The sequence below is a fragment of the Providencia sp. PROV156 genome, from assembly GCF_028480905.1.
GTDB lineage: Bacteria > Pseudomonadota > Gammaproteobacteria > Enterobacterales > Enterobacteriaceae > Providencia > Providencia hangzhouensis.
Map to the genome: position 1 here is coordinate 1 of NZ_JAMPPE010000015.1, position 19,623 is coordinate 19,623.

Below are 19,623 nucleotides of genomic sequence, written 5' to 3' on the forward strand. Positions count from 1 at the left end.
AAATGGTGCGTCCGAGTAGACTCGAACTACCGACCCCCACCATGTCAAGGTGGTGCTCTAACCAACTGAGCTACGGACGCATCTAAAAGATATCTAGGTGACAACGGGGATGAATATTAACGTTATGAAGTTCATCTGGCAAGGGGAAAATGTATTTTCGCGATAGTTTGTTCGTATTTAAAACTATCTGGTGCGAAATACATCTTCTCCCATAATAAAAAGCTTAAAAAACCGTCAATTAGCGAGCTGAGCGAAGTAAAACAACATCTTCTGTCTGCTTATGGATCCATATAATTCGTGTAGCCATTCCTATTGCAGCAGCACTTAAACCAATAATGAAGCCAATCCAGAAGCCTTTAGGCCCCATAGCCGGTGCGATGAAATCAGTTAACGCTAAAATATAACCAGAAGGCAAGCCAAGTAACCAATATGCGGTGAAGGTAATAAAGAAAATGGAACGCGTATCTTTATAACCACGTAAAATTCCGGCACCTATAACTTGCACAGAATCTGACAGCTGATAAATAGCTGCGTATAACATTAAGCTGCTTGCTAAAACAACGACCTCTGGGTTTTTATTATACATCATTGCAATCGGCTCACGGAAAACGGCGGTGAGAACTGCAGTAAAACAAGCGACCATTAAGCCAACAGTAATACCAGTATAAGATGAAACTTTAGCAGCTTCAGTCGATTTCTGTCCTAAGTTATAACCTACGCGAATGGTTGCTGCTATTCCTAATGATAATGGGAACATAAACATCACAGAACTGAAATTCAACGCAACTTGGTGACCAGCTACTGCAACAACCCCTAATGGGGCGACTAGCAGTGCAACGACAGCAAATAAAGTGACTTCAAAGAAAAGTGCCAGACCAATAGGCGTACCTAACACGATAATTCGCTTTAAGATTAATGGATTTGGCGATGTGAAAGAGAGTGTAGGGCGAATATCACGCTGCGCAGTAGCACGTTTCACATACCATCTCATCATCAGACACATAGCCCAATACACTGATGCAGTGGCGACACCACAACCCACACCACCTAAAGCAGGTGCACCAAAGTGACCATAAATAAAGACATAGTTAATAGGAATATTAATCATTAGGCCAAGAAAACCAATCACCATCCCCGGCTTGGTTTTTGAAAGCCCTTCACATTGGCTACGATATACTTGGTAAAATAAGTAGCCTGGAGCTCCCCACATAATGGCATGTAAAAAACGGACAGATTTATCTGCCAATTCTTTATCAATATGGGGCATATTGCTAATAATAAGCTGACTGTTATAAAGAAGGCACATAATGCCTAAGGCTAAAAGTAGCGCTAACCATAGACCTTGTTGAATTTGGTCGCCTATTAGGTTGCGACGGCCTGACCCATTCATTTGTGCAACGATTGGGGTTAATGCCATCAAAATTCCTTGGCCAAAAAGAATAGCTGGCAGCCAGATGGAAAACCCAACTGCAACTGCGGACATCTCAATTTCACTAACACTTCCAGCCATAACCGTATCCACAAACCCCATTGCAGTTTGTGAAAATTGAGCTAAAACGATAGGAATACCAAGTGCCAACAAGCTACGCGCTTCTGTAAAATATTTCTGCACGCATACACCTTTGTAATAAAAGCAAGTAAGAGAAAAAAACTAGAAAAATAAATGAGTTACTAAAAATACATCGATTGCTAAAAACCGCTTATTCTATCCCGTTTCTAAATGGATTCCAATAATGATATGGTAACAAACTATAAAAGAGCATTTTAGAACCTAATATATTGTTACATTCTAGGTTTATTATCGTTTTGTTTATCACTCAAATAGGATAGATCTCTAACAATTCTGATGTAAACTGAGCCTATTAATCCACTACACTGAGAATCATTATGTTTACAGGCATTGTTCAAGCGACTGCTCCTATTGTTGAAATTACAGAAAGGGCCAACTTTCGAACTCATGTAATGAAATTTACCCCAGAATTACTTATAGGTTTAGAAACAGGGGCTTCCGTTGCACATAATGGTTGTTGTTTGACGGTAACAAAGATTGATGGTGAAAGAGTTAGTTTTGATCTAATTAAAGAAACCCTGAGATTAACTAACTTGGGGGAATTACAAGAAGGTGATGTTGTTAATATCGAACGGGCTGCAAAATATGGTGACGAAATCGGTGGCCATGTTGTTTCAGGTCATATTATGACAACAGCTGAAATTAGTAAGATCTTCACATCTGAAGATAACCACCAGATTTGGTTATCAATTCGTGATAAATCTTTGATGAAATATATTTTGCATAAAGGCTTTGTCGCGATTGACGGTATCAGTTTAACGGTCGGAGATGTAATCAACAATCGGTTCTGCGTACATCTCATCCCTGAAACATTAGAGAGAACAACATTAGGTAAAAAACGGTTGGGTGATAAAATAAATATTGAGATAGACCCTCAAACTCAGGCTATTGTTGATACCGTTGAGCGTGTTTTAAATCAAAAAGAACAAGAAAAATTACTACAGCAAGCAGAAGAGATGGCGGACATAGCGAAAACAGAGTAAACAGACGTAAAAGGTGATAACCGCGTTATTTACTTTAAAGAAAAATAGCAGAAGAAACAGCCAAGTAGGCTATAGCTATAATGATTTATGCTATAGCCTAAATAAAATATGGTTAGTCTTTGTTTATTGAATGTCTGTCATGAAGTTCTATTAAATAATGAAAATTAACATTATCAAAAAATATGACTAGTTCCGGTTTTCAATATTAATAGATCATTTTTCACTGAAGTTGACAGAGAAGCTGGCGTTATCACGTTCAATTGCTTCAACTAATCGCCTGAAATGCGGACTATTTTTATGCATTTCTAATGCTTGAGTGTCTTCCCATTCCTCAAAAACAATATAACCATTTTCTTTAGCCATAAGATCATATTGAATGCATCCTTTCTCTCGGCGGCTCAGTTTTGCTAAGTCGCGAACGATTTCTTTCGTTAAATACCCATCTGTCCTTTCTGTTGTAATTTGGGCATACACAACAATACTCATTCCGTTCTCCTTATGTATTAAGAACTATCTTAATGGGTACTTAGTTTTTGTATTGTAAAAAAGCGAATAACTCGATTTTAAAAATGCCGACGGCGTCATAGTAAAGTATCTTTTAAAATCACGGTAAAAGTGGGATTGATCATAATACCCTGTTTCAAACCAACGGTAGGTGTCTTGTTCTACTACCATACTTTTTAAAACATGTTCTAAGCGGCAATTGATCTGGTACCTTTTTGGTGTAATGCCGTATTCTTTCAAAAACTCTTTTTGAATGACTCGGACGTGTAATCCTGTCTCTTCAGCAATTTCTGTGATTTTTTTGGTTGGATTTCGATACAGTAATTCTAAAACTTCATCAATGAAGTGAGGCTTTTTCTTAGCTTTAGTCCTATTAAAGCAATCTAACAACTCTTTAAATGAAGAATTAGCTAAAGCTTCAAACCAGCGGTCTTTCCATATCTCATTTAGTGCGATTGGGGTGTCAGTATAGTTTAATGTTCTTTGAGGCAGTAGAAAACGTAAGGCATCATGACGAATACGTAATACCATTACTTTTGAATGATTAGGGCTAGCAGTAAATGTATTAACCCTAGGAATAATCAGCTGGTAAGGGTCTGTTATTGAATCGTTATCAGTTGTCATGCGAAATGCATCTGATGAAACCCAGATTTCAGCACCTGTTCCAGGGAAAATTTTAATTGCTTCTGTAAACTCTTTGATTATCAAAATAGAACTAACAAAGGATTTTAATTCATCTGGTGGATAGTACTGTTTTAACATCATTCTTGAGCACTCATTATTTAATGTCGCAATGATAACGTTTTTTAACAAGAAAATTAACCATGAAATATCTATATCTTAGTAGATGACAAAATTAAAACTTTAATTTTTAGTGAAATCCGCTTTGAATTAAGAAAATTGATGAGAAAGGTAAGGTTTTACTAGCCAAGAATAATCGGCTATTGGTTATATAGCAAAATACTGAACATATATTACCGTATGGTCACTAGTACTATACACTGAAGGAAATTTTTATGAATTTGCTAAAATAAAAATCATGCCGATAAGATTCGGCATGATTGAGTCGGTTAGCTATACTTTATGAATTGGTTTGGCAATCAACCTGCTTAATAGTTTGGTTATTTTTGCTTGCACAGCGTTGCATAAAATAGCCAATGGCCATTGGGATGATCGTTACTGCCATCACCCCAGTTGTTGCTAACAATGGGTCGAAAGTAAGAGCAGAAACAAGTAGGCTGGCTAAAAAACATAAACCTAGTTGTAAGGCATTTTGTAATGCTGCAGCTTTACCACTTGCGCTAGGGAATGCATTTAGTGCTTTGGATACTGCAATTGGGTAAGAGGCTCCGTTCATAGCTGCCATAAAGCAGAATGGGATCAAGATCATAGTTAATGATGGTGTGGTATAAATAGCCATGATGAATAAAATAGACATGCTTACCGCATAACCAACAAGTAACAATGGAAATATTGTTTCTGCTCGGACTTTTGCTAATAAAATACGGCAGCCATACCCACCAACAATAAAGGCTAAAGTTTGTGGAATATAACTCAAACCGATATCCGCAGGGTTGAAACCCATATTACGTAAGATAAAAGGCGAGCCGGTTAGCCAAGCGAAAAAACCCGCACTGCATGAAGCGTAAACGAGCACATTACCGCTGAAAACTGGCGAACTGAGTAAGTTTGAGAAAGAAATCTTAGCTTGTGGTTGGCTGTCATCAATTATTGTTTTAGCTGAAACATTTTTCAAAAAGAGTGTTGGCAATAAAAGTAATATACCCACAGCCATTAGGATCAGGAAAATTGCTTCCCATGTTTGGTGTTCTAGTACCCATGCTCCTAATAATGGTGCTAAAGCAGGGGATAGCGCAACTAACGGCATAATAGAAGCAAAAACTTTTTGGGTATTTGCTTCATCATAGCGGTCGATAACAAGAGCTTGCCATAAAACTGCAGCGGAGCAGACACCAACAGCCTGTAAAAATCGTAGTGTTAATAACTGTATTGCGGTTTCCACCCAATAAATAGCTAAGCTACTGATAATGAAAATAGTTAAGCCCACAATGAGCACAGGCTTACGGCCAAGTTTGTCTGACAATGGCCCCCATAACAATTGAGCGAAGGCAAAACCGGCTAAAAATATACTGAGAGAAGCACTGATAGCGCCTTCTGATGTATGCAGGGTGTCTTGCATAGCACCGAATGCAGGTAAATACATATCAATAGCTAAAAACCCCAGCATGCTAAGTCCTGCAAGGTAAACCATAAATCCAGGGGAATTTTTTTTCACAGTATTCGACATAATTATTACTTATCTGATATTTAAAAAAAATGTTAATGATGATGCCATTGTATAGGCTATTTTTTTAGGTTGTGAAACGGTAATATTTGGATCTTGCTATCAAAATTTTTGAAAGGAGAGGTTATGTGGTCTGCGCATGCACTCGAAGTGATTGATGCTGTTGCCCGAACTGGGAGCTTTAGTGGTGCTGCTGAAGAGTTACACCGTGTACCTTCTGCAATCAGTTATACCGTCAAGCAAGTTGAAGAATGGCTTGCGGTTCCCCTATTTGAGCGTCGACATCGCGATGTTGTTCTTACAGAAGCTGGAACGATATTTATTAAGGAAAGTCGTTCTGTTATCAAAAAAATGACAGATACAAGGCATCAATGCCAGCAGGTTGCTAATGGTTGGCGGGGGCAATTTAGTATTGCCGTTGATTGCATTGTAAAACCACAGAGAGCAGAGCAATTGATACTGGATTTTTATCGTCACTTTCCAGATATTGAACTTTTCATTCATCCTGAGGTATTTAATGGTGTTTGGGATGCACTTGCTGATGGGCGTGTTGATGTTGCTATTGGAGCTACTCGAGCCTCACCGATTGGTGAAAGATATAGTTTCCGTGATATGGGTTTTATGTCATGGATGTGTGTGGCGAGTCCTAAACACCCATTAGCGAATATAAGCGGCAAGCTAACAGACGACCAAATGCGCGAGTTTCCAAGTTTATGTCTCGAAGACACTTCTCGTAATCTACCAAAACGTGATACATGGGCTCTTGATAATCAACGTCGTCTTGTCGTACCTTCTTGGGAAAATGGTCTAGCTTGTTTGGTTAACGGGTTGTGTGTCGGAATGGTGCCAGAGCATCGTGCGGCTTCGTTTTGCGAAAAAGGCTTATTAGTTGAACTAGCATTAGCACAGCCATTTCCACCCAGTCCTTGTTGTCTAACTTGGGTGGAAAATAATACATCACCAGCGTTGAATTGGTTATTGGATTACCTTGGCGATAACGAAACGCTCAATGCCGAGTGGCTTTCAAACTAATTATGCGTATTATCGACGATAATCGATAAATGGGCCGTCAGCAACGGAACGGCGTTCTACAAGGCGAGGGTGGACTTCAATTGTTTGAGCATCTTCGCGCTTATTTACAATACGATCGAGCAGCATTGTGAAAGCCATTTGGCCTAAACGCTCTTTTGGTTGGTGAATTGTGGTCAATGCCGGGGTAAAATAGCGCGCATTTCGCACGTTATCATAGCCAATGATTGAAATGTCTTGTGGGACACGCAATCCCATCTCATCAGCGGCGCAAATTGCTCCCATTGCCATAATATCACCGCCACAGAAAACGGCAGTAGGGCGTTGCTTATGGCTTAAAATTTGCATCATTGCCTTATAGCCAGATTCTGGCTCGAAGTCCCCTTGAACAATCCATTCATCTTTTATGGTGATTTTGGCCTCTTCCATCGCTTTTTTAAAGCCAGTTAATCGACCAATACCCGTATTTCTTTCAAGAGAGCCAGGGATGGCTCCGATGTCACGATGCCCTCTATCAATCAAATAACGTCCTGCAAGATAGCCACCGTGGAATGAGTTATCAATAATACTATCGGTAAAATCGCCACGGGAAGTTCCCCAGTCCATCACTACCATTGGGATATTGCGGTAATCTTCCAGCATACTGATTAAGGGGTCAGGATATTCGGAGCACATTACGAGTAAACCATCAACACGCTTTTGTGCCAGCATCTGCAAATACGCTTTTTGTTTTCCCAAATTATTATGAGAATTACAAAGGATTAGCGTATAACCTTTTTCATAACAGCTATTTTCAACTGATTCAATTACCTCTGCGAAGTAAGGAGCTTCACATGAGGTTGCCAACAACCCAATCGACTTTGTGTTGTTAACTTTTAGACTACGGGCAACCGCACTTGGCGAATAATTGAGCTCTTTAATTGCAGCCCAAACCGCAGCTTTAGTGTCATCAGCTACAAAGCGCGTTTTATTAATAACATGGGATACGGTTGTGGTAGATACGCCAGCGCGTTTCGCCACATCTTTAATCGTTGCCATGGGGGAAAAAAACTCCTGACCAATAACCGGTCTCTATAAGAATTCTTGTTAAAAAATTACCTGCATATTGATGCATTGATCCTTTGCTGGCAATAATTTAGCGATTTGTTGTCGATTTTGTCTGATCTAGCGCAAAAACGAAAGAAATAATTGATGTTATAACATGTGATATAGACACTAGTTTTACTTTTTTAGATATGTATACTGAATAACATTGATTTTTGTATGGTTACTTAGTTGTTTAACTACGTTTGGATGAGAGGAACTCATGGATACAGATGTTAAATATGGTTTGCTTGCTGCGTTGGGCTCATTAGCATTGATTATATTTCTTGCTGCACATATTTTCTGATTTTATTTCAGCCTCGAATAGGGTGAATTTAATAAGGGCGAGAATATCTCGCCCTTATTGTATCTATACCTAGCAATAAGCAGAAATTGTTATGCTAAATTTTCTTCCACAAATTTCCAGTTAACTAGCGCCCAGAAATTTTCTAAATATTTAGGGCGAGCGTTACGGTAATCGATATAATAAGCATGTTCCCAAATATCGACAGTTAACACAGGCTTATCATCACCAGAAATAGGTGTTGCAGCATTGGATGTATTTACAATAGCAAGGTTACCATCTGCTTTTTTCACTAACCAAGTCCAGCCCGCACCGAAGTTTTTGGTTGCTGCATCAGTAAATTGAGCTTTAAATTCAGCAAAAGAACCGAATGCCTTATTGATAGCTTCAGCGACTTTACCTGTTGGCTCGCCACCAGCGTTTGGTGCTAAGCAATTCCAATAGAAAGTGTGATTCCAAACTTGTGCCGCGTTGTTAAAAACGCCTGCTTCAGAAGTTTTAATGATTTCTTCTAAAGATTTTCCTTCAAAGTTAGTGCCTTTGATGAGGTTGTTCAAATTAACAACGTAAGTGTTGTGGTGCTTACCATAGTGATATTCTAAGGTTTCAGCAGAGATATAAGGTTCTAAAGCATCTTTTGCATACGGTAAAGCGGGTAGTTCAAATGACATTGCGTACTCCTTGATTGCTTTTATATCAATATACTTAGGGTGTTTGCTCTTAAAATGAGCGAAATAATATGTGACAGCTTATCATTACAGTTTCGCCTATTGGCGATATGATACTTAATACATTAATGATAACACGATAAACCATACAAAGATAAAGGTAATGGCGTTACTAAGATGTTAACAAATAAATAGAGATATTACACATAAAAATCATATAGATATTGTAATCGAAAAATCTAAAGATATTAAGTTTCGGTTTTTATCTAGAAATAGCTACTTGTTTGACTTAAGTAGAGAGAAGATAGAAAAGGTGCCTTTTTGTTTTTTGGAATGCTATAGTAATGCCCCTATAAAACTGGCATATTGTATGAAACAATTCAGTTTCCTATTATATCAGTCAATGTATTCTGTTAAGTTGCGGTAGACTCTCAGTTACCGGCTGACTGCAAAACCTGCATCTTTGTTTTAAGGAAGTTAAAAAATGACAACTATTGAAAGAATTGAGCGCCAAATTAAAGAAAACCCAATTTTATTATATATGAAAGGCTCTCCTAAACTTCCGAGCTGTGGTTTTTCTGCTCAAGCAGTACAAGCTCTGTCTTCTTGTGGTGAGCGTTTTGCATATGTCGATATCTTACAAAACCCAGATATCCGCGCTGAATTGCCAAAATACGCAAATTGGCCAACGTTTCCTCAACTATGGGTTGACGGTGAGCTGGTCGGTGGCTGTGATATCATCATGGAAATGTTCCAGCGTGGTGAGCTCCAATCTCTAATTAAAGAAACTGCTGATAAGTATCGTCCAGCAGATGAAGCTAGCACAGACTAAATTAAGCCATAGATAAAAACGTAAAAACCGTATTTGATGAAAGCACTTATTACTTTTTATCAAACACGGTTTTTTTATGTAATAGCGATTAATTAAAAAATTATTGGGGTTCTTCAATAATTGGCCAACCACCCAGCTTTTTCCATTTATTAACGATCTCACAAAATAGCAGAGCCGTTCGATTGGTGTCATACAGTGCGCCATGAGCTTGTTTACCATCAAATGGAATACCTGCGGAAACACAAGCTTTTGCTAGAATTGTTTGACCGAATACTAAGCCGCTCAGTGCCGCAGTATCGAAGGTTGCAAATGGATGGAAAGGATTACGTTTTAAACCTGCTCGTTCGGCTGCATTCATCACAAAACTGTGATCAAAATTTGCATTATGAGCGACAATAATTGCACGATTGCAATCTGTATTTTTCATTCCTTTGCGAATGACTTTGAATATCGCATGAAGAGCCTCATATTCACTAACAGCACCGCGTAGAGGGTTTGTTGGATCAATCCCTGTGAAGGCAAGAGCAGATGGCTCAAGATTAGCACCTTCAAAAGGTTCTACATGAAAATGTAATGTTTCATCCATGGAGAGCCAGCCGTCTTTATCCATTTTTAAGGTGATGGCAGCAATTTCTAATAGGCCGTCAGTTTTAGCATTGAACCCGCCTGTTTCAACATCAATAACGACAGGATAGTATCCCCTGAAACGGTTCACTAGGGCATTTGGATTGTTTTTTTCAGACATTAGGACTTTCAATTTTAGTTTTCTGGTTAGGTAACATTATGCCAAAACCAGTAAAAATTTGCAGGTAAACAGTGATAAAAGTTTAGGCGCTAGATTTGGCACCTAAACTTTAAATTATATAGTACTTTTAAATTATATAGCTAATTAATGGCCTAAGCCTTTACTTGCGCTTTTGTTTTCGATCAACTCAATCTTATAGCCATCAGGGTCTTCAACAAAAGCAATCACTGTTGTTCCACCTTTAACAGGGCCGGCTTCACGTGTTACGTTACCTCCTGCACTACGTATATCATCGCATGTTTTTGCAACATCATCGACGCCCAAGGCGATATGACCATATGCGTTACCCATATCGTATTGGTCAACCCCCCAGTTATAGGTCAACTCGATTACAGCGCCTTCACTTTCATCGCTGTAGCCAACAAATGCGAGAGAATATTTATACTCTGTATTTTCACTAGTTCTTAATAAACGCATGCCTAACACTTTCGTGTAAAAATCAATAGAACGCTGCATATCAGTAACACGTAACATAGTATGGAGTAAGCGCATTTTTAAACCTCTTAGAATCAGCCTGAATCGATTTACTTATTAATATAACGTGCTTAAATTAATAAATACAATGATTACAGTTTGTTTTTTGAACAAATAATGGTAATACTCATTTTCAGGAGTATATCATACATTTATCAGTGATTTTTTCTTTTGAAGGGGAAACTTATGGCGGAACAACTTGAATTTTTTGAGATCCCCAGCCCTTGCCGTGGTATTTGCCAAAGTAATGAACAAGGCTATTGTCGAGGTTGCTATCGCACTCGTGATGAGCGTTTTAATTGGCTAAAATTCTCTGATACTGAAAAACGAAATGTACTTCGTTTATGCCGTCAACGTTATTTAAGAATATTAAATAAAAAAACAGAACAAGAAAAAATCATAGATACACAACAACAACTCTTTTAGTTCACAGTTTTTAATATAATCATAAAAATAAATCAAATGTTTTATTTCTAATGTAAACTAATTCAGGTTGAATTATTAGCAAAATATTTATTTCTTGGTTTATATTTCAATAAAATTTTATTTATTCAAAATAGGTATAGGTTGAATCAAAATGACTGTAATTAACATGATTTTAAGATTAACTATATTTATTTGTTTTTTAAAGAATTATTTGGCGTTACTTTTTTTATTGTTATTCATGGCTACTATAAGAGCTAAAATAGATAGATCAAAAAGGAGAGTGCGGCTATTCTTATTAATAAGATAATTGATAGGTTATCTTATTAATCCTAGATTGAGATAATGGATGAATCAGTGATGTATTAATTAGAGATATATCGCATAATAAAACAGCTACTATAACTAGGAATAGGTATTTAATAGCTAATGTATAAATAAAAAGCTGTAAATATAAAAGGAAATTAATATATAATTCAAAAAATAATATGAGGACGGTATATTTTTTAGACATTATAATTATATAAAGGAGGGTAAATTGGAATCACAAATTGGGACAGAGTTATCACGTGTTGTTCGCATGTGGAGAGCATTAATCGACTATCGTTTGAAGCCTCTTAAGCTTACACAGACACATTGGGTTACATTGCATAATATAAGTCAACTACCACCTGAGCAATCTCAAATACAGTTAGCGAAAGCGATTGGTATTGAACAGCCTTCATTAGTAAGGACTCTAGATCAATTAGAGGAAAAAAAATTGATTTCTAGACATACTTGTACAAATGATAGGAGAGCTAAAAGAATAAAATTAACGGAAGAGTCTGAACCCTTTATTAAAACGGTAGACCAAGTCATAAATAATACACGTATAGAAATATTGAGCAACATTAGTAAAGATGAGCTTTACCAGCTATCACAGTTACTTATGAAACTTGAAAAAAATATCTTGAGGCTACAAAATGACTCTTGATGTAAAAAATATGCCTAGCTAATGAATGACATATTAATTATTAAATTTGTGTTTAAAATAATTTAGCATATGATTTTTTAATGAAATAGTAATTACACTTGGTTATAATTTTCATTAAATCATTATTATTATGAAATATAGTTAAGGCTATTAATTATTTTTTTCGCTGTGATACCTTCATTTTTAATTGTTAGCTAGCTAATTTATCGGTAGATACTAATAAATACTTTATTAAAGGAGATAGGCTAAAATAGATTTATTGATTTGAATGCAAGGCATTTATATGTAAACAAGAAATTGTGTCATTCAAAAGCCATGCACAATAAATAAAAAATATGATTATCTACCATAAAGTAACGATATCATTCAGCAATACTATTTGTAAGTAATGCTCACCGGCCATGGCCGGTGAGCATGCCTAATTTAGTACTGTATGATTACCGAGGAGACACAGTAACAGTATTTCCGCTATTCGCAATCATAACACGTTGGCCATTACGGAAGGTGCTTGGGTCTTGTTTTTGAACAACAACAATGTTTTTACCGCTATCGAGGCGGATTTCTAATTGAACACCTTGGCTTCTATTTAATGCGCCTTGAGCTTCCTGACCAGCTAAACCACCTGCAATAGCACCTGCGGCAGTTGCTAATGTGTTACCTGTACCACCACCGATGGTGTTACCTAATAACCCACCAAGAACAGCACCACCAATTGCACCAATCACGTTACCGTCTTCACCAGCTTGAATAGTCACAGGGCGAGCATTCAGAACAGTACCATAAGTCACAGTCTGTACCTGTTTCGCATCCTTGGCTGAAATAGTATCACCAGAAAGCGTACTGGTATTGACACAGCCTGATAAAGCTGCAACTGCTACAACACCTACAAAAACTTTCTTAAGCATAAGAACTCCTATGAGATTTGCTGTCTGTGGCACTAACATAGCATCGTATATTTGTTTTCACCATAAACACAACAAGTATCAAAATAATGATATTAAAAAGCGATGGTTAGATTACCGATTTTGATTTAAATAGAGTGTAAACACTAGGTAAAATATCTCAAATTCGAGATGATTTCATTCAATAAGGCACTCTTTGTTAAATATTCATATAGGGTAGTCAGCTTATGAGCATCATTTCGCACCAGTTGCTAAAAGAATAGTGCGTTAAAACTTTAGCTGAAATACTAAACAGTAATGCTGAGCTGATAAATGTATTATGTATCATTATATTGAAAATGAAAGTTTCAGATATTACAAAACGTCTTTTTTAGTTAGGTTGTCTAGCAATTTTTAGTTTTAGTGCATTTATTTATTATTCCTGCGAAGCGCTCCGAGAAATTGCATCGAATTGTTGACAAAATTTATCATCAAAGCACAATCTTTTGTAGCTGAGCGTTGTAAAGTTAATGTGCACTCTGAAGGAACAAGAATAATGATGAAATCAGGTCGTTACATAGGGGTTATGTCAGGAACTAGCCTAGATGGTGTTGATGTCGTTCTTGCCGCAATTAGTGACAAATTTGTCGCAGAGCAATCCAGTTTGAGTGTTGCATTTCCCATTGAATTAAAAAAAAGAATTTTAGATATATGCCAAGGGCAAACAACAACGCTATCAGAGGTTGGTAAAATTGATCGAGAGTTAGGCTCTTTATATGCAGATGCGGTAAACCAACTTCTTATTCAAACTGGTTTAACATCTGAAGATATCATTGCTATCGGTTGCCATGGGCAAACTGTTTGGCATGAGCCCGATGGCGAACAGCCTTTTACTATGCAGTTAGGCGACAACAACCGTATTGCCGCTTTAACAGGGATCGCGACGGTAGGTGATTTTCGCCGAAGAGATATGGCTTATGGGGGACAGGGAGCACCTTTAGTTCCTGCATTTCACTTAGCTGTTTTAGGGCATCCTACAGAAAAACGAATTGTACTAAATATTGGTGGAATAGCTAATGTCACTGCTTTATTACCTGGTGCCTATGTTAAGGGTTATGACACAGGGCCGGGAAATATGTTAATGGATACGTGGAGCTGGCGTATAAAGCAACAGGCATATGATAAAGACGGTGAATGGGCAAGTCGAGGTCAAGTTGATCATGCATTACTAAAAGCGATGCTAAGTGACCCATACTTTAGACGTTCATCACCGAAAAGTACGGGGCGTGAGTATTTCAACACACAATGGTTAGAGCAGCATTTAGTTCATTTTCCATCAATTTCAGCTGACGATGTTCAAGCCACTCTGTGCGAATTAACCGCAGCTTCTATCGCAGAACAAGTATTACTGTGTGGCGGTTGTGAGCGCTTAATAGTATGTGGTGGAGGGGCAAAGAATACTTTTCTAATGCAACGGATGGCAGCCTTGCTTCCGGGAATTGAAGTGGCACCAAGTGATAAATTTGGTTTAAGTGGTGATGACATGGAAGCCTTGGCTTTTGCATGGCTAGCTGCTAGAACGGTATCTGGTCTTCCTGGAAATTTAGCCTCTGTTACTGGGGCAAGTAAAGAGACTGTGCTTGGGGCAATATACCCTAAAAATACCGATAAAAAATAACTGTGGTAAAGGACATAAAAATGAACGAGCTAGGTGAAATAGATCTTGCATCGGTACGTCGTGAATACACAAAAGGTGGGTTAAGACGTAATGACTTAACGCCAAACCCACTGACGCTTTTCGAACTCTGGATGAAGCAGGCGTGTGAAGCTCGCTTGAGTGACCCAACAGCAATGTGTGTTGCTACTGTGGATGAAACCGGGCAACCCTACCAGCGTATTGTACTTTTAAAACATTTTGATGATAAAGGCCTTGTATTTTATACCAATTTAGGTAGCCGAAAAGCACAGCATTTAGAAAAAAATAATAAAATTAGCCTGCATTTCCCATGGTACCCATTAGAGCGCCAAGTCAATTTCACTGGGGTTGCTGAGCGTTTAAACCCTATTGAAGTTGTAAAATATTTTCATAGTAGGCCGAAAGATAGCCAAATTGCAGCATGGGCATCAGCACAGTCTTCTAAAATTTCAGCGCGTGGTATTTTAGAAGGGAAATTTTTAGAACTAAAACAAAAATTTAAGAACGGTGACGTCCCATTGCCTAGTTTTTGGGGAGGATATCGAGTGGTATTTAATAGTGTTGAATTTTGGCAAGGCGGTGCACACCGTTTGCACGACCGTTTTTTATACCAGCGAGAAGGTGATGGCTGGAAAATTGATAGATTAGCCCCTTAGGATCATGTTTTTTAGCTGGCACTTAATTGATATGCGCTTTATGCTATAGCCTCATTTAAGTAAATTGACAAATTACACTGGTGAGTTTTTGATAAGCCTCTCAAACTTACTGGTCATTCAAACCAAAATAGATAGACAAAATACAACTGATGGAGTCATTGATGTCTAGCAATAACCTGATTAAACAATTGCAAGAGCGGGGCCTCGTTGCCCAGGTAACGGATGAGGATGCGTTAGCAGAGAGACTGGCGCAGGGCCCTATCTCTCTCTATTGTGGCTTCGATCCTACCGCTGATAGCTTGCATTTGGGACATCTGGTTCCTTTGCTGTGTTTAAAACGATTCCAACTAGCCGGGCACAAGCCTGTGGCGTTGGTCGGTGGTGCAACGGGCCTTATTGGCGACCCGAGCTTTAAAGCTACTGAGCGTAAATTAAACACCACAGAAACCGTTCAAGAGTGGGTAGAAAAAATCCGTAACCAAGTTTCACCGTTTTTAAGCTTTGATTGTGGTGATAACAGTGCACGCCTTGCTAATAACTATGATTGGTTTGGCAAAATGGATGTGCTGACTTTCTTGCGCGATATTGGTAAACATTTTTCGGTTAACCAAATGATTAACCGTGAGTCTGTTAAGCAACGTTTAAATCGTGATGACGTTGGTATCTCTTTTACTGAGTTTGCTTATAACCTTTTACAAGGTTATGACTTCGCAAATATGAACAAAGAGATGGGTGTAGAGCTGCAAATTGGTGGCTCTGACCAATGGGGTAACATTACTTCCGGTATCGATTTAACACGTCGCTTACACCAAAACCAAGTATTTGGTATGACGGTTCCTCTGATTACTAAAGCAGATGGCACTAAATTTGGTAAAACTGAAGGTGGTGCAGTTTGGTTAGACTCCAAGAAAACCAGCCAGTATAAATTCTATCAGTTCTGGATCAACACTGCAGATGCGGATGTTTATCGCTTCTTAAAATTCTTCACATTCATGGAACTAGATGAAATCAATGCGCTAGAAGAAGAAGATAAAAACAGTGGAAAGGCACCTCGAGCTCAATATGTATTAGCGGAGTTAGTCACTAAACTGGTACATGGCGAAGAAGGGTTAGCAGCAGCGAAACGTATTACAGAAAGCTTATTCTCTGGTGCAGTATCTGATTTAACTGAAGCTGATTTTGAGCAATTGGCTCAAGATGGCATGCCTTGTATCACTTTGGAAGCAGGTGCGGATTTACAGCAAGCTTTAGTTGATTCAGAGTTAGTGCCTTCTCGTGGGCAAGCAAGAACGGCAATTAGTTCTAACGCGGTATCAATTAATGGCCAAAAACAAACAGAGCCAATGTATGTGTTCTCTGACGCAGATCGCTTGTTTGGTCGTTATACCTTGATCCGTCGTGGTAAGAAAAACGACTGTTTAATTAATTGGAAATAGCTCTGACTAACCTTTGTAATATCAGCCCGGAATTTTCCGGGCTATACTCGTCATACTTCAAGTTGCATGAGTGTTAATTGTGCTATGCTCTTCGAATTATATATCGATGTATATAATTCGAGCTATTTTCTCAAGCCGCTTACATGTAATTAGAATTATTTGGAGTATATCCATATTAGCAACGGATAATCACTGATTTCTCTTCATTCGACATAACAATTCTTTGGGTTTTCAATGAAAAGCGTATTATCAATTCAATCCCATGTTGTTTTCGGCCATGCAGGAAACAGTGCTGCCGCATTTCCTATGTGCCGAATGGGCGTAGATGTGTGGCCACTCAATACCGTACAGTTTTCGAATCATACACAGTATTCACAATGGACCGGAAGTGTTTTTCCCGCACAACACTTAACCGACATCATTGATGGTTTAGCTAAAATCCATAAATTAGAAATTTGTGATGCTGTATTAAGCGGTTATATCGGTTCAGCTGAGCAAGGAAATGATATTCTTGCTATCGTGGAAAGGGTCAAAGTAGCTAATCCGCAAGCCCTCTATTTTTGTGATCCAGTAATGGGGCATCCGGAGAAAGGCTGTATTGTTGCTCCGGGAGTTGCTGAATTCCTTTGTGAGCGTGCATTGGCCGCGAGTGATGTTATCGCACCAAATTTACTCGAATTAGAAACATTAACGGGTAGAACAATTAAAAATGTTGAAGAAGCTACCCAAGCTGCACGTGAATTGTGTCACAAAGGCCCTAAAATAGTTCTTGTTAAACATTTAAGCCGAGCAGGGTATCGCGCAGATCGTTTTGAAATGATCCTTGTAACAGCAGAGCACAGTTGGCATGTTAGCCGTCCTCTTGTTGACTTCGGTGAAAAACAACCTGTAGGTGTTGGTGACTTGACCAGTGGTTTAATGTTGGTTAACTTATTGAAAGGTGAGCCTTTAGATAAGGGGTTAGAGCACGTTGCTGCTGCAGTATATGAAGTGATGATAAAAACCAAAGAGATGGGGGAGTACGAATTACAACTCGTCGCTGCTCAAGACAAAATGGTTAACCCAGAACATAACTTCTGTGCAACACAATTAGATTAAGCTGCTTTTCAGCTGATAAAATTTTAGTTGATAACATAAAGCGGGAAAAACTATGTTTTATCCCGCATTATCAACAACTTTACAGCGCACTACTGAAAGCGTGCTATTTTACAGATTAGATTAGTCCTTCCGCTTTTAATGCATCTTGAACATTAGGGCGTTTAGCTATTTTAGCACTGTAATCTTGCAGGTGGGTCAGGCTAGTCAAATCGAGCCCAACGTGTTTTGCCCAATTACTCACAGTGAATAAATAGGCATCTGCGACACTAAAAGTATCTCCAGCAAAGAAAGCCTGTTTAGCGAGCACGTTATCAACATACGCAAACTTATTAAACAATACATTACGGACAGTATCTTTATACTCTTCTGGTGTTCCTGGAGTGAATAAAGGTGAGAAATTTTTATGTAGTTCTGTCGAAATAAAGTTTAAAGCTTCTAATTGGTGATAACGTTTCATCGAACCTGGAAGTGCGATTAGGTTACGATCCGGTTTTTGGTCCGCAATATATTGGACAATAACAGCACCTTCTGTGAGTTGTTCGCCATTATCTAACACTAAAGTGGGTACTTGTCCTTTTGGGTTTATTGCTAAAAAGTCTTCACCTTTCTCGGTTTTTTTCTCTTTTATATTTACTCGTTCAATACTGAAATCTAAACCTGTTTCACGTAGAATGATGTGAGGAGAAAGTGAGCAAGCACCGGGAGCGTAATATAATTTCATCATAGAACTCCTAAATTGTTGAGTTGGCATTCATATAGCAAATAAACACATATTGCTTAAGTATATCATTACTTTCTATTAACGAATTGCCATCAGGTGCGAGTTAAACAATAAAACCCATAATTGGATGGAAAGTATCGTCAATATTAATAGGTAGTGTAAATCTAGTGATTAAAGCTATAAATAATAAAAATGCATAAATTTAAGATAGTTACCTTATGTAGAGTAATTCGATTTTGCTAAACTCCTCGCCTAATCTTCGGAAAGAAAACAAACCGAATAATAAAAGAATAGGTGAGTGAATAGATGACCAGTTTGTGTCAGAAATTGAATTTTTTAGGAAAGTTAGACCAAATTTTAATGGCTCACCAGCCGAATAATAGCCATGGAATTAAACGCTTTCTATTAGAGTTTTGGTTTTTCGGTTTAATTAATGCTCGTTCTTGTTTATTCGCTGGTTTTTTCTTTTTGGCACTATTCTTAGTCCCAGCTAAAGGATTAATAGGTATCCCTCGCTATGACCTGTTACTAATTTTTGCCGTTGCTTTTCAAGCTTTGTTAGTGTGGTCAAAGTTAGAAACTTGGGATGAATTAAAGGCTATTTGTGTTTTCCATTTAGTCGGTTTTATGATGGAGTTATTTAAAACTTCAGCAACGATAGGTTCTTGGCAATATCCCGATGAGGCCTATACGAAACTTTGGGGAGTTCCTCTATTTACTGGTTTTATGTATGCCGCTGTAGGGAGCTATATCATTCAATCTTGGCGATTTTTTAAAGTAAGAATTGAACACTATCCACCTTATTGGATGGCGACACTGGTCGCACTGGCTATTTATATTAATTTTTTTAGCCACCATTATATTGATGATTATCGTTGGTATTTAGCAGCGTTTATTATGGGGTTGTATGCGCGCAGTATGGTTTTTTACACTCCGCTAGATAAAGAGCGAAAAATGCCATTATTATTTGCATTTATGCTAATTGGTTTTTTTATTTGGCTAGCTGAGAATTTTGGGACATTTTTTGGTGTTTGGCAGTATCCAAACCAAATTGGTGCTTGGTCAATGGTACATGCAGGTAAGTGGGGAGCATGGTCACTGTTGGTGATTGTCACATTTACGATAGTCGTTCACCTTAAACATATTAAAGCCAATGTGACGATAGCACGTTAAATAAGATGT

Annotated in this window: 20 protein-coding genes and 1 tRNA gene; 10 read left to right on the top strand and 11 right to left on the bottom strand. The window is 38.1% G+C overall.

The features are described 5' to 3' along the window. Positions 1–3 precede the first annotated feature (3 nt). Together PSF31_RS12145 and PSF31_RS12150 are read right to left on the bottom strand one after the other, a co-directional pair. Positions 4–80, bottom strand: a tRNA-Val gene (locus PSF31_RS12145). 158 nt (positions 81–238) lie between these two features. Continuing rightward, positions 239–1,612: an MATE family efflux transporter gene (locus PSF31_RS12150; RefSeq protein ID WP_096863973.1), complete on the bottom strand. Its 1,374-nt coding sequence runs from the start codon at positions 1,610–1,612 to the stop codon at positions 239–241. 275 nt (positions 1,613–1,887) lie between these two features. Here PSF31_RS12150 and PSF31_RS12155 point away from each other — a divergent pair, with 275 nt between their 5' ends. Next, positions 1,888–2,553: a riboflavin synthase gene (locus tag PSF31_RS12155; RefSeq protein ID WP_004263802.1), complete on the top strand. Its 666-nt coding sequence runs from the start codon at positions 1,888–1,890 to the stop codon at positions 2,551–2,553. A gap of 213 nt (positions 2,554–2,766) precedes the next feature. Here PSF31_RS12155 and PSF31_RS12160 read toward each other — a convergent pair whose 3' ends face one another. The 3 genes from PSF31_RS12160 to punC all read right to left on the bottom strand — a co-directional run bounded on the left by PSF31_RS12160 (position 2,767) and on the right by punC (position 5,365). Beyond that, positions 2,767–3,039 carry a putative quinol monooxygenase gene (locus PSF31_RS12160; protein WP_004263806.1) on the bottom strand — a complete coding sequence of 91 codons (273 nt, stop codon included), beginning with the start codon at positions 3,037–3,039 and terminating at the stop codon, positions 2,767–2,769. 24 nt (positions 3,040–3,063) lie between these two features. After that, positions 3,064–3,822 (bottom strand): helix-turn-helix transcriptional regulator, encoded by a 759-nt coding sequence (locus PSF31_RS12165; RefSeq protein WP_004263811.1) that lies wholly within the window; start codon positions 3,820–3,822, stop codon positions 3,064–3,066. A gap of 316 nt (positions 3,823–4,138) precedes the next feature. Continuing rightward, complete coding sequence (gene punC / locus PSF31_RS12170) at positions 4,139–5,365, bottom strand: purine nucleoside transporter PunC (RefSeq protein ID WP_164560986.1); 1,227 nt, start codon at positions 5,363–5,365, stop codon at positions 4,139–4,141. 123 nt (positions 5,366–5,488) lie between these two features. Here punC and punR point away from each other — a divergent pair, with 123 nt between their 5' ends. Further along, positions 5,489–6,394 (top strand): DNA-binding transcriptional activator PunR, encoded by a 906-nt coding sequence (gene punR / locus PSF31_RS12175; protein WP_004263815.1) that lies wholly within the window; start codon positions 5,489–5,491, stop codon positions 6,392–6,394. Between the two features lie 9 nt (positions 6,395–6,403). Here the strand turns inward: punR and purR are convergent, their stop codons facing one another. Continuing rightward, entirely contained in the window at positions 6,404–7,429 is a 1,026-nt protein-coding gene (purR, locus tag PSF31_RS12180) for an HTH-type transcriptional repressor PurR (RefSeq protein ID WP_004263819.1), read from the bottom strand. A 441-nt stretch (positions 7,430–7,870) separates the two neighbouring features. Then, entirely contained in the window at positions 7,871–8,449 is a 579-nt protein-coding gene (gene sodB, locus PSF31_RS12185) for a superoxide dismutase [Fe] (protein WP_004263823.1), read from the bottom strand. A 481-nt stretch (positions 8,450–8,930) separates the two neighbouring features. Here sodB and PSF31_RS12190 point away from each other — a divergent pair, with 481 nt between their 5' ends. Then, positions 8,931–9,278 (top strand): Grx4 family monothiol glutaredoxin, encoded by a 348-nt coding sequence (locus tag PSF31_RS12190; protein WP_004263827.1) that lies wholly within the window; start codon positions 8,931–8,933, stop codon positions 9,276–9,278. A 100-nt stretch (positions 9,279–9,378) separates the two neighbouring features. Here the strand turns inward: PSF31_RS12190 and rnt are convergent, their stop codons facing one another. Next, the gene (gene rnt / locus PSF31_RS12195; RefSeq protein ID WP_096863975.1) at positions 9,379–10,023 is read right to left on the bottom strand and encodes a ribonuclease T; all 645 of its coding nucleotides are present in this window, start codon (positions 10,021–10,023) and stop codon (positions 9,379–9,381) included. A gap of 144 nt (positions 10,024–10,167) precedes the next feature. After that, positions 10,168–10,575: a lactoylglutathione lyase gene (gene gloA, locus PSF31_RS12200; protein WP_036958666.1), complete on the bottom strand. Its 408-nt coding sequence runs from the start codon at positions 10,573–10,575 to the stop codon at positions 10,168–10,170. A gap of 168 nt (positions 10,576–10,743) precedes the next feature. On the opposite strand from gloA, the gene PSF31_RS12205 reads away from it, so the two are divergent. Both PSF31_RS12205 and slyA read left to right on the top strand, forming a co-directional pair. Further along, on the top strand, positions 10,744–10,983 hold the full coding sequence (locus PSF31_RS12205) for a DUF1289 domain-containing protein (protein ID WP_004263835.1): 240 nt from the start codon (positions 10,744–10,746) through the stop codon (positions 10,981–10,983). Between the two features lie 535 nt (positions 10,984–11,518). After that, positions 11,519–11,953, top strand: coding sequence for a transcriptional regulator SlyA (gene slyA / locus PSF31_RS12210; RefSeq protein ID WP_036958670.1), 435 nt, complete (start codon positions 11,519–11,521; stop codon positions 11,951–11,953). A 437-nt stretch (positions 11,954–12,390) separates the two neighbouring features. On the opposite strand, the gene PSF31_RS12215 is transcribed toward slyA, so the two are convergent. Then, on the bottom strand, positions 12,391–12,858 hold the full coding sequence (locus tag PSF31_RS12215; RefSeq protein ID WP_036958672.1) for a glycine zipper 2TM domain-containing protein: 468 nt from the start codon (positions 12,856–12,858) through the stop codon (positions 12,391–12,393). A gap of 532 nt (positions 12,859–13,390) precedes the next feature. Between PSF31_RS12215 and anmK the strand changes: the two genes are divergently transcribed. The 4 genes from anmK to pdxY all read left to right on the top strand — a co-directional run bounded on the left by anmK (position 13,391) and on the right by pdxY (position 17,720). Then, positions 13,391–14,512, top strand: a complete 1,122-nt coding sequence (anmK, locus tag PSF31_RS12220) for an anhydro-N-acetylmuramic acid kinase (protein WP_172412250.1) — start codon at positions 13,391–13,393, stop codon at positions 14,510–14,512. Between the two features lie 20 nt (positions 14,513–14,532). Continuing rightward, complete coding sequence (gene pdxH, locus PSF31_RS12225) at positions 14,533–15,186, top strand: pyridoxamine 5'-phosphate oxidase (protein ID WP_036958675.1); 654 nt, start codon at positions 14,533–14,535, stop codon at positions 15,184–15,186. Positions 15,187–15,347: 161 nt separating this feature from the next. Next, positions 15,348–16,622: a tyrosine--tRNA ligase gene (gene tyrS, locus PSF31_RS12230; protein ID WP_094961766.1), complete on the top strand. Its 1,275-nt coding sequence runs from the start codon at positions 15,348–15,350 to the stop codon at positions 16,620–16,622. Between the two features lie 234 nt (positions 16,623–16,856). Next, positions 16,857–17,720 carry a pyridoxal kinase PdxY gene (gene pdxY, locus PSF31_RS12235; protein WP_096863976.1) on the top strand — a complete coding sequence of 288 codons (864 nt, stop codon included), beginning with the start codon at positions 16,857–16,859 and terminating at the stop codon, positions 17,718–17,720. Positions 17,721–17,835: 115 nt separating this feature from the next. On the opposite strand, the gene gstA is transcribed toward pdxY, so the two are convergent. Next, positions 17,836–18,441, bottom strand: a complete 606-nt coding sequence (gene gstA / locus PSF31_RS12240) for a glutathione transferase GstA (protein ID WP_036958678.1) — start codon at positions 18,439–18,441, stop codon at positions 17,836–17,838. A gap of 306 nt (positions 18,442–18,747) precedes the next feature. On the opposite strand from gstA, the gene PSF31_RS12245 reads away from it, so the two are divergent. Then, complete coding sequence (locus PSF31_RS12245; RefSeq protein ID WP_096863977.1) at positions 18,748–19,614, top strand: DUF817 domain-containing protein; 867 nt, start codon at positions 18,748–18,750, stop codon at positions 19,612–19,614. Positions 19,615–19,623: the final 9 nt, after the last annotated feature.

Excerpts from the sequence above, each read along its gene's own strand:
- PSF31_RS12245 (WP_096863977.1), top strand. The coding sequence starts at position 18,748 with ATGACCAGTTTGTGTCAGAAATTGAATTTTTTAGGAAAGTTAGACCAA.
- PSF31_RS12190 (WP_004263827.1), top strand. The coding sequence starts at position 8,931 with ATGACAACTATTGAAAGAATTGAGCGCCAAATTAAAGAAAACCCAATT.
- PSF31_RS12215 (WP_036958672.1), bottom strand. The coding sequence starts at position 12,858 with ATGCTTAAGAAAGTTTTTGTAGGTGTTGTAGCAGTTGCAGCTTTATCA.
- anmK (WP_172412250.1), top strand. The coding sequence starts at position 13,391 with ATGATGAAATCAGGTCGTTACATAGGGGTTATGTCAGGAACTAGCCTA.
- pdxY (WP_096863976.1), top strand. The coding sequence starts at position 16,857 with ATGAAAAGCGTATTATCAATTCAATCCCATGTTGTTTTCGGCCATGCA.
- punR (WP_004263815.1), top strand. The coding sequence starts at position 5,489 with ATGTGGTCTGCGCATGCACTCGAAGTGATTGATGCTGTTGCCCGAACT.
- sodB (WP_004263823.1), bottom strand. The coding sequence starts at position 8,449 with ATGTCATTTGAACTACCCGCTTTACCGTATGCAAAAGATGCTTTAGAA.
- tyrS (WP_094961766.1), top strand. The coding sequence starts at position 15,348 with ATGTCTAGCAATAACCTGATTAAACAATTGCAAGAGCGGGGCCTCGTT.
- punC (WP_164560986.1), bottom strand. The coding sequence starts at position 5,365 with ATGTCGAATACTGTGAAAAAAAATTCCCCTGGATTTATGGTTTACCTT.
- gstA (WP_036958678.1), bottom strand. The coding sequence starts at position 18,441 with ATGAAATTATATTACGCTCCCGGTGCTTGCTCACTTTCTCCTCACATC.
- PSF31_RS12205 (WP_004263835.1), top strand. The coding sequence starts at position 10,744 with ATGGCGGAACAACTTGAATTTTTTGAGATCCCCAGCCCTTGCCGTGGT.
- purR (WP_004263819.1), bottom strand. The coding sequence starts at position 7,429 with ATGGCAACGATTAAAGATGTGGCGAAACGCGCTGGCGTATCTACCACA.
- gloA (WP_036958666.1), bottom strand. The coding sequence starts at position 10,575 with ATGCGCTTACTCCATACTATGTTACGTGTTACTGATATGCAGCGTTCT.
- pdxH (WP_036958675.1), top strand. The coding sequence starts at position 14,533 with ATGAACGAGCTAGGTGAAATAGATCTTGCATCGGTACGTCGTGAATAC.
- PSF31_RS12160 (WP_004263806.1), bottom strand. The coding sequence starts at position 3,039 with ATGAGTATTGTTGTGTATGCCCAAATTACAACAGAAAGGACAGATGGG.
- rnt (WP_096863975.1), bottom strand. The coding sequence starts at position 10,023 with ATGTCTGAAAAAAACAATCCAAATGCCCTAGTGAACCGTTTCAGGGGA.
- PSF31_RS12155 (WP_004263802.1), top strand. The coding sequence starts at position 1,888 with ATGTTTACAGGCATTGTTCAAGCGACTGCTCCTATTGTTGAAATTACA.
- PSF31_RS12165 (WP_004263811.1), bottom strand. The coding sequence starts at position 3,822 with ATGATGTTAAAACAGTACTATCCACCAGATGAATTAAAATCCTTTGTT.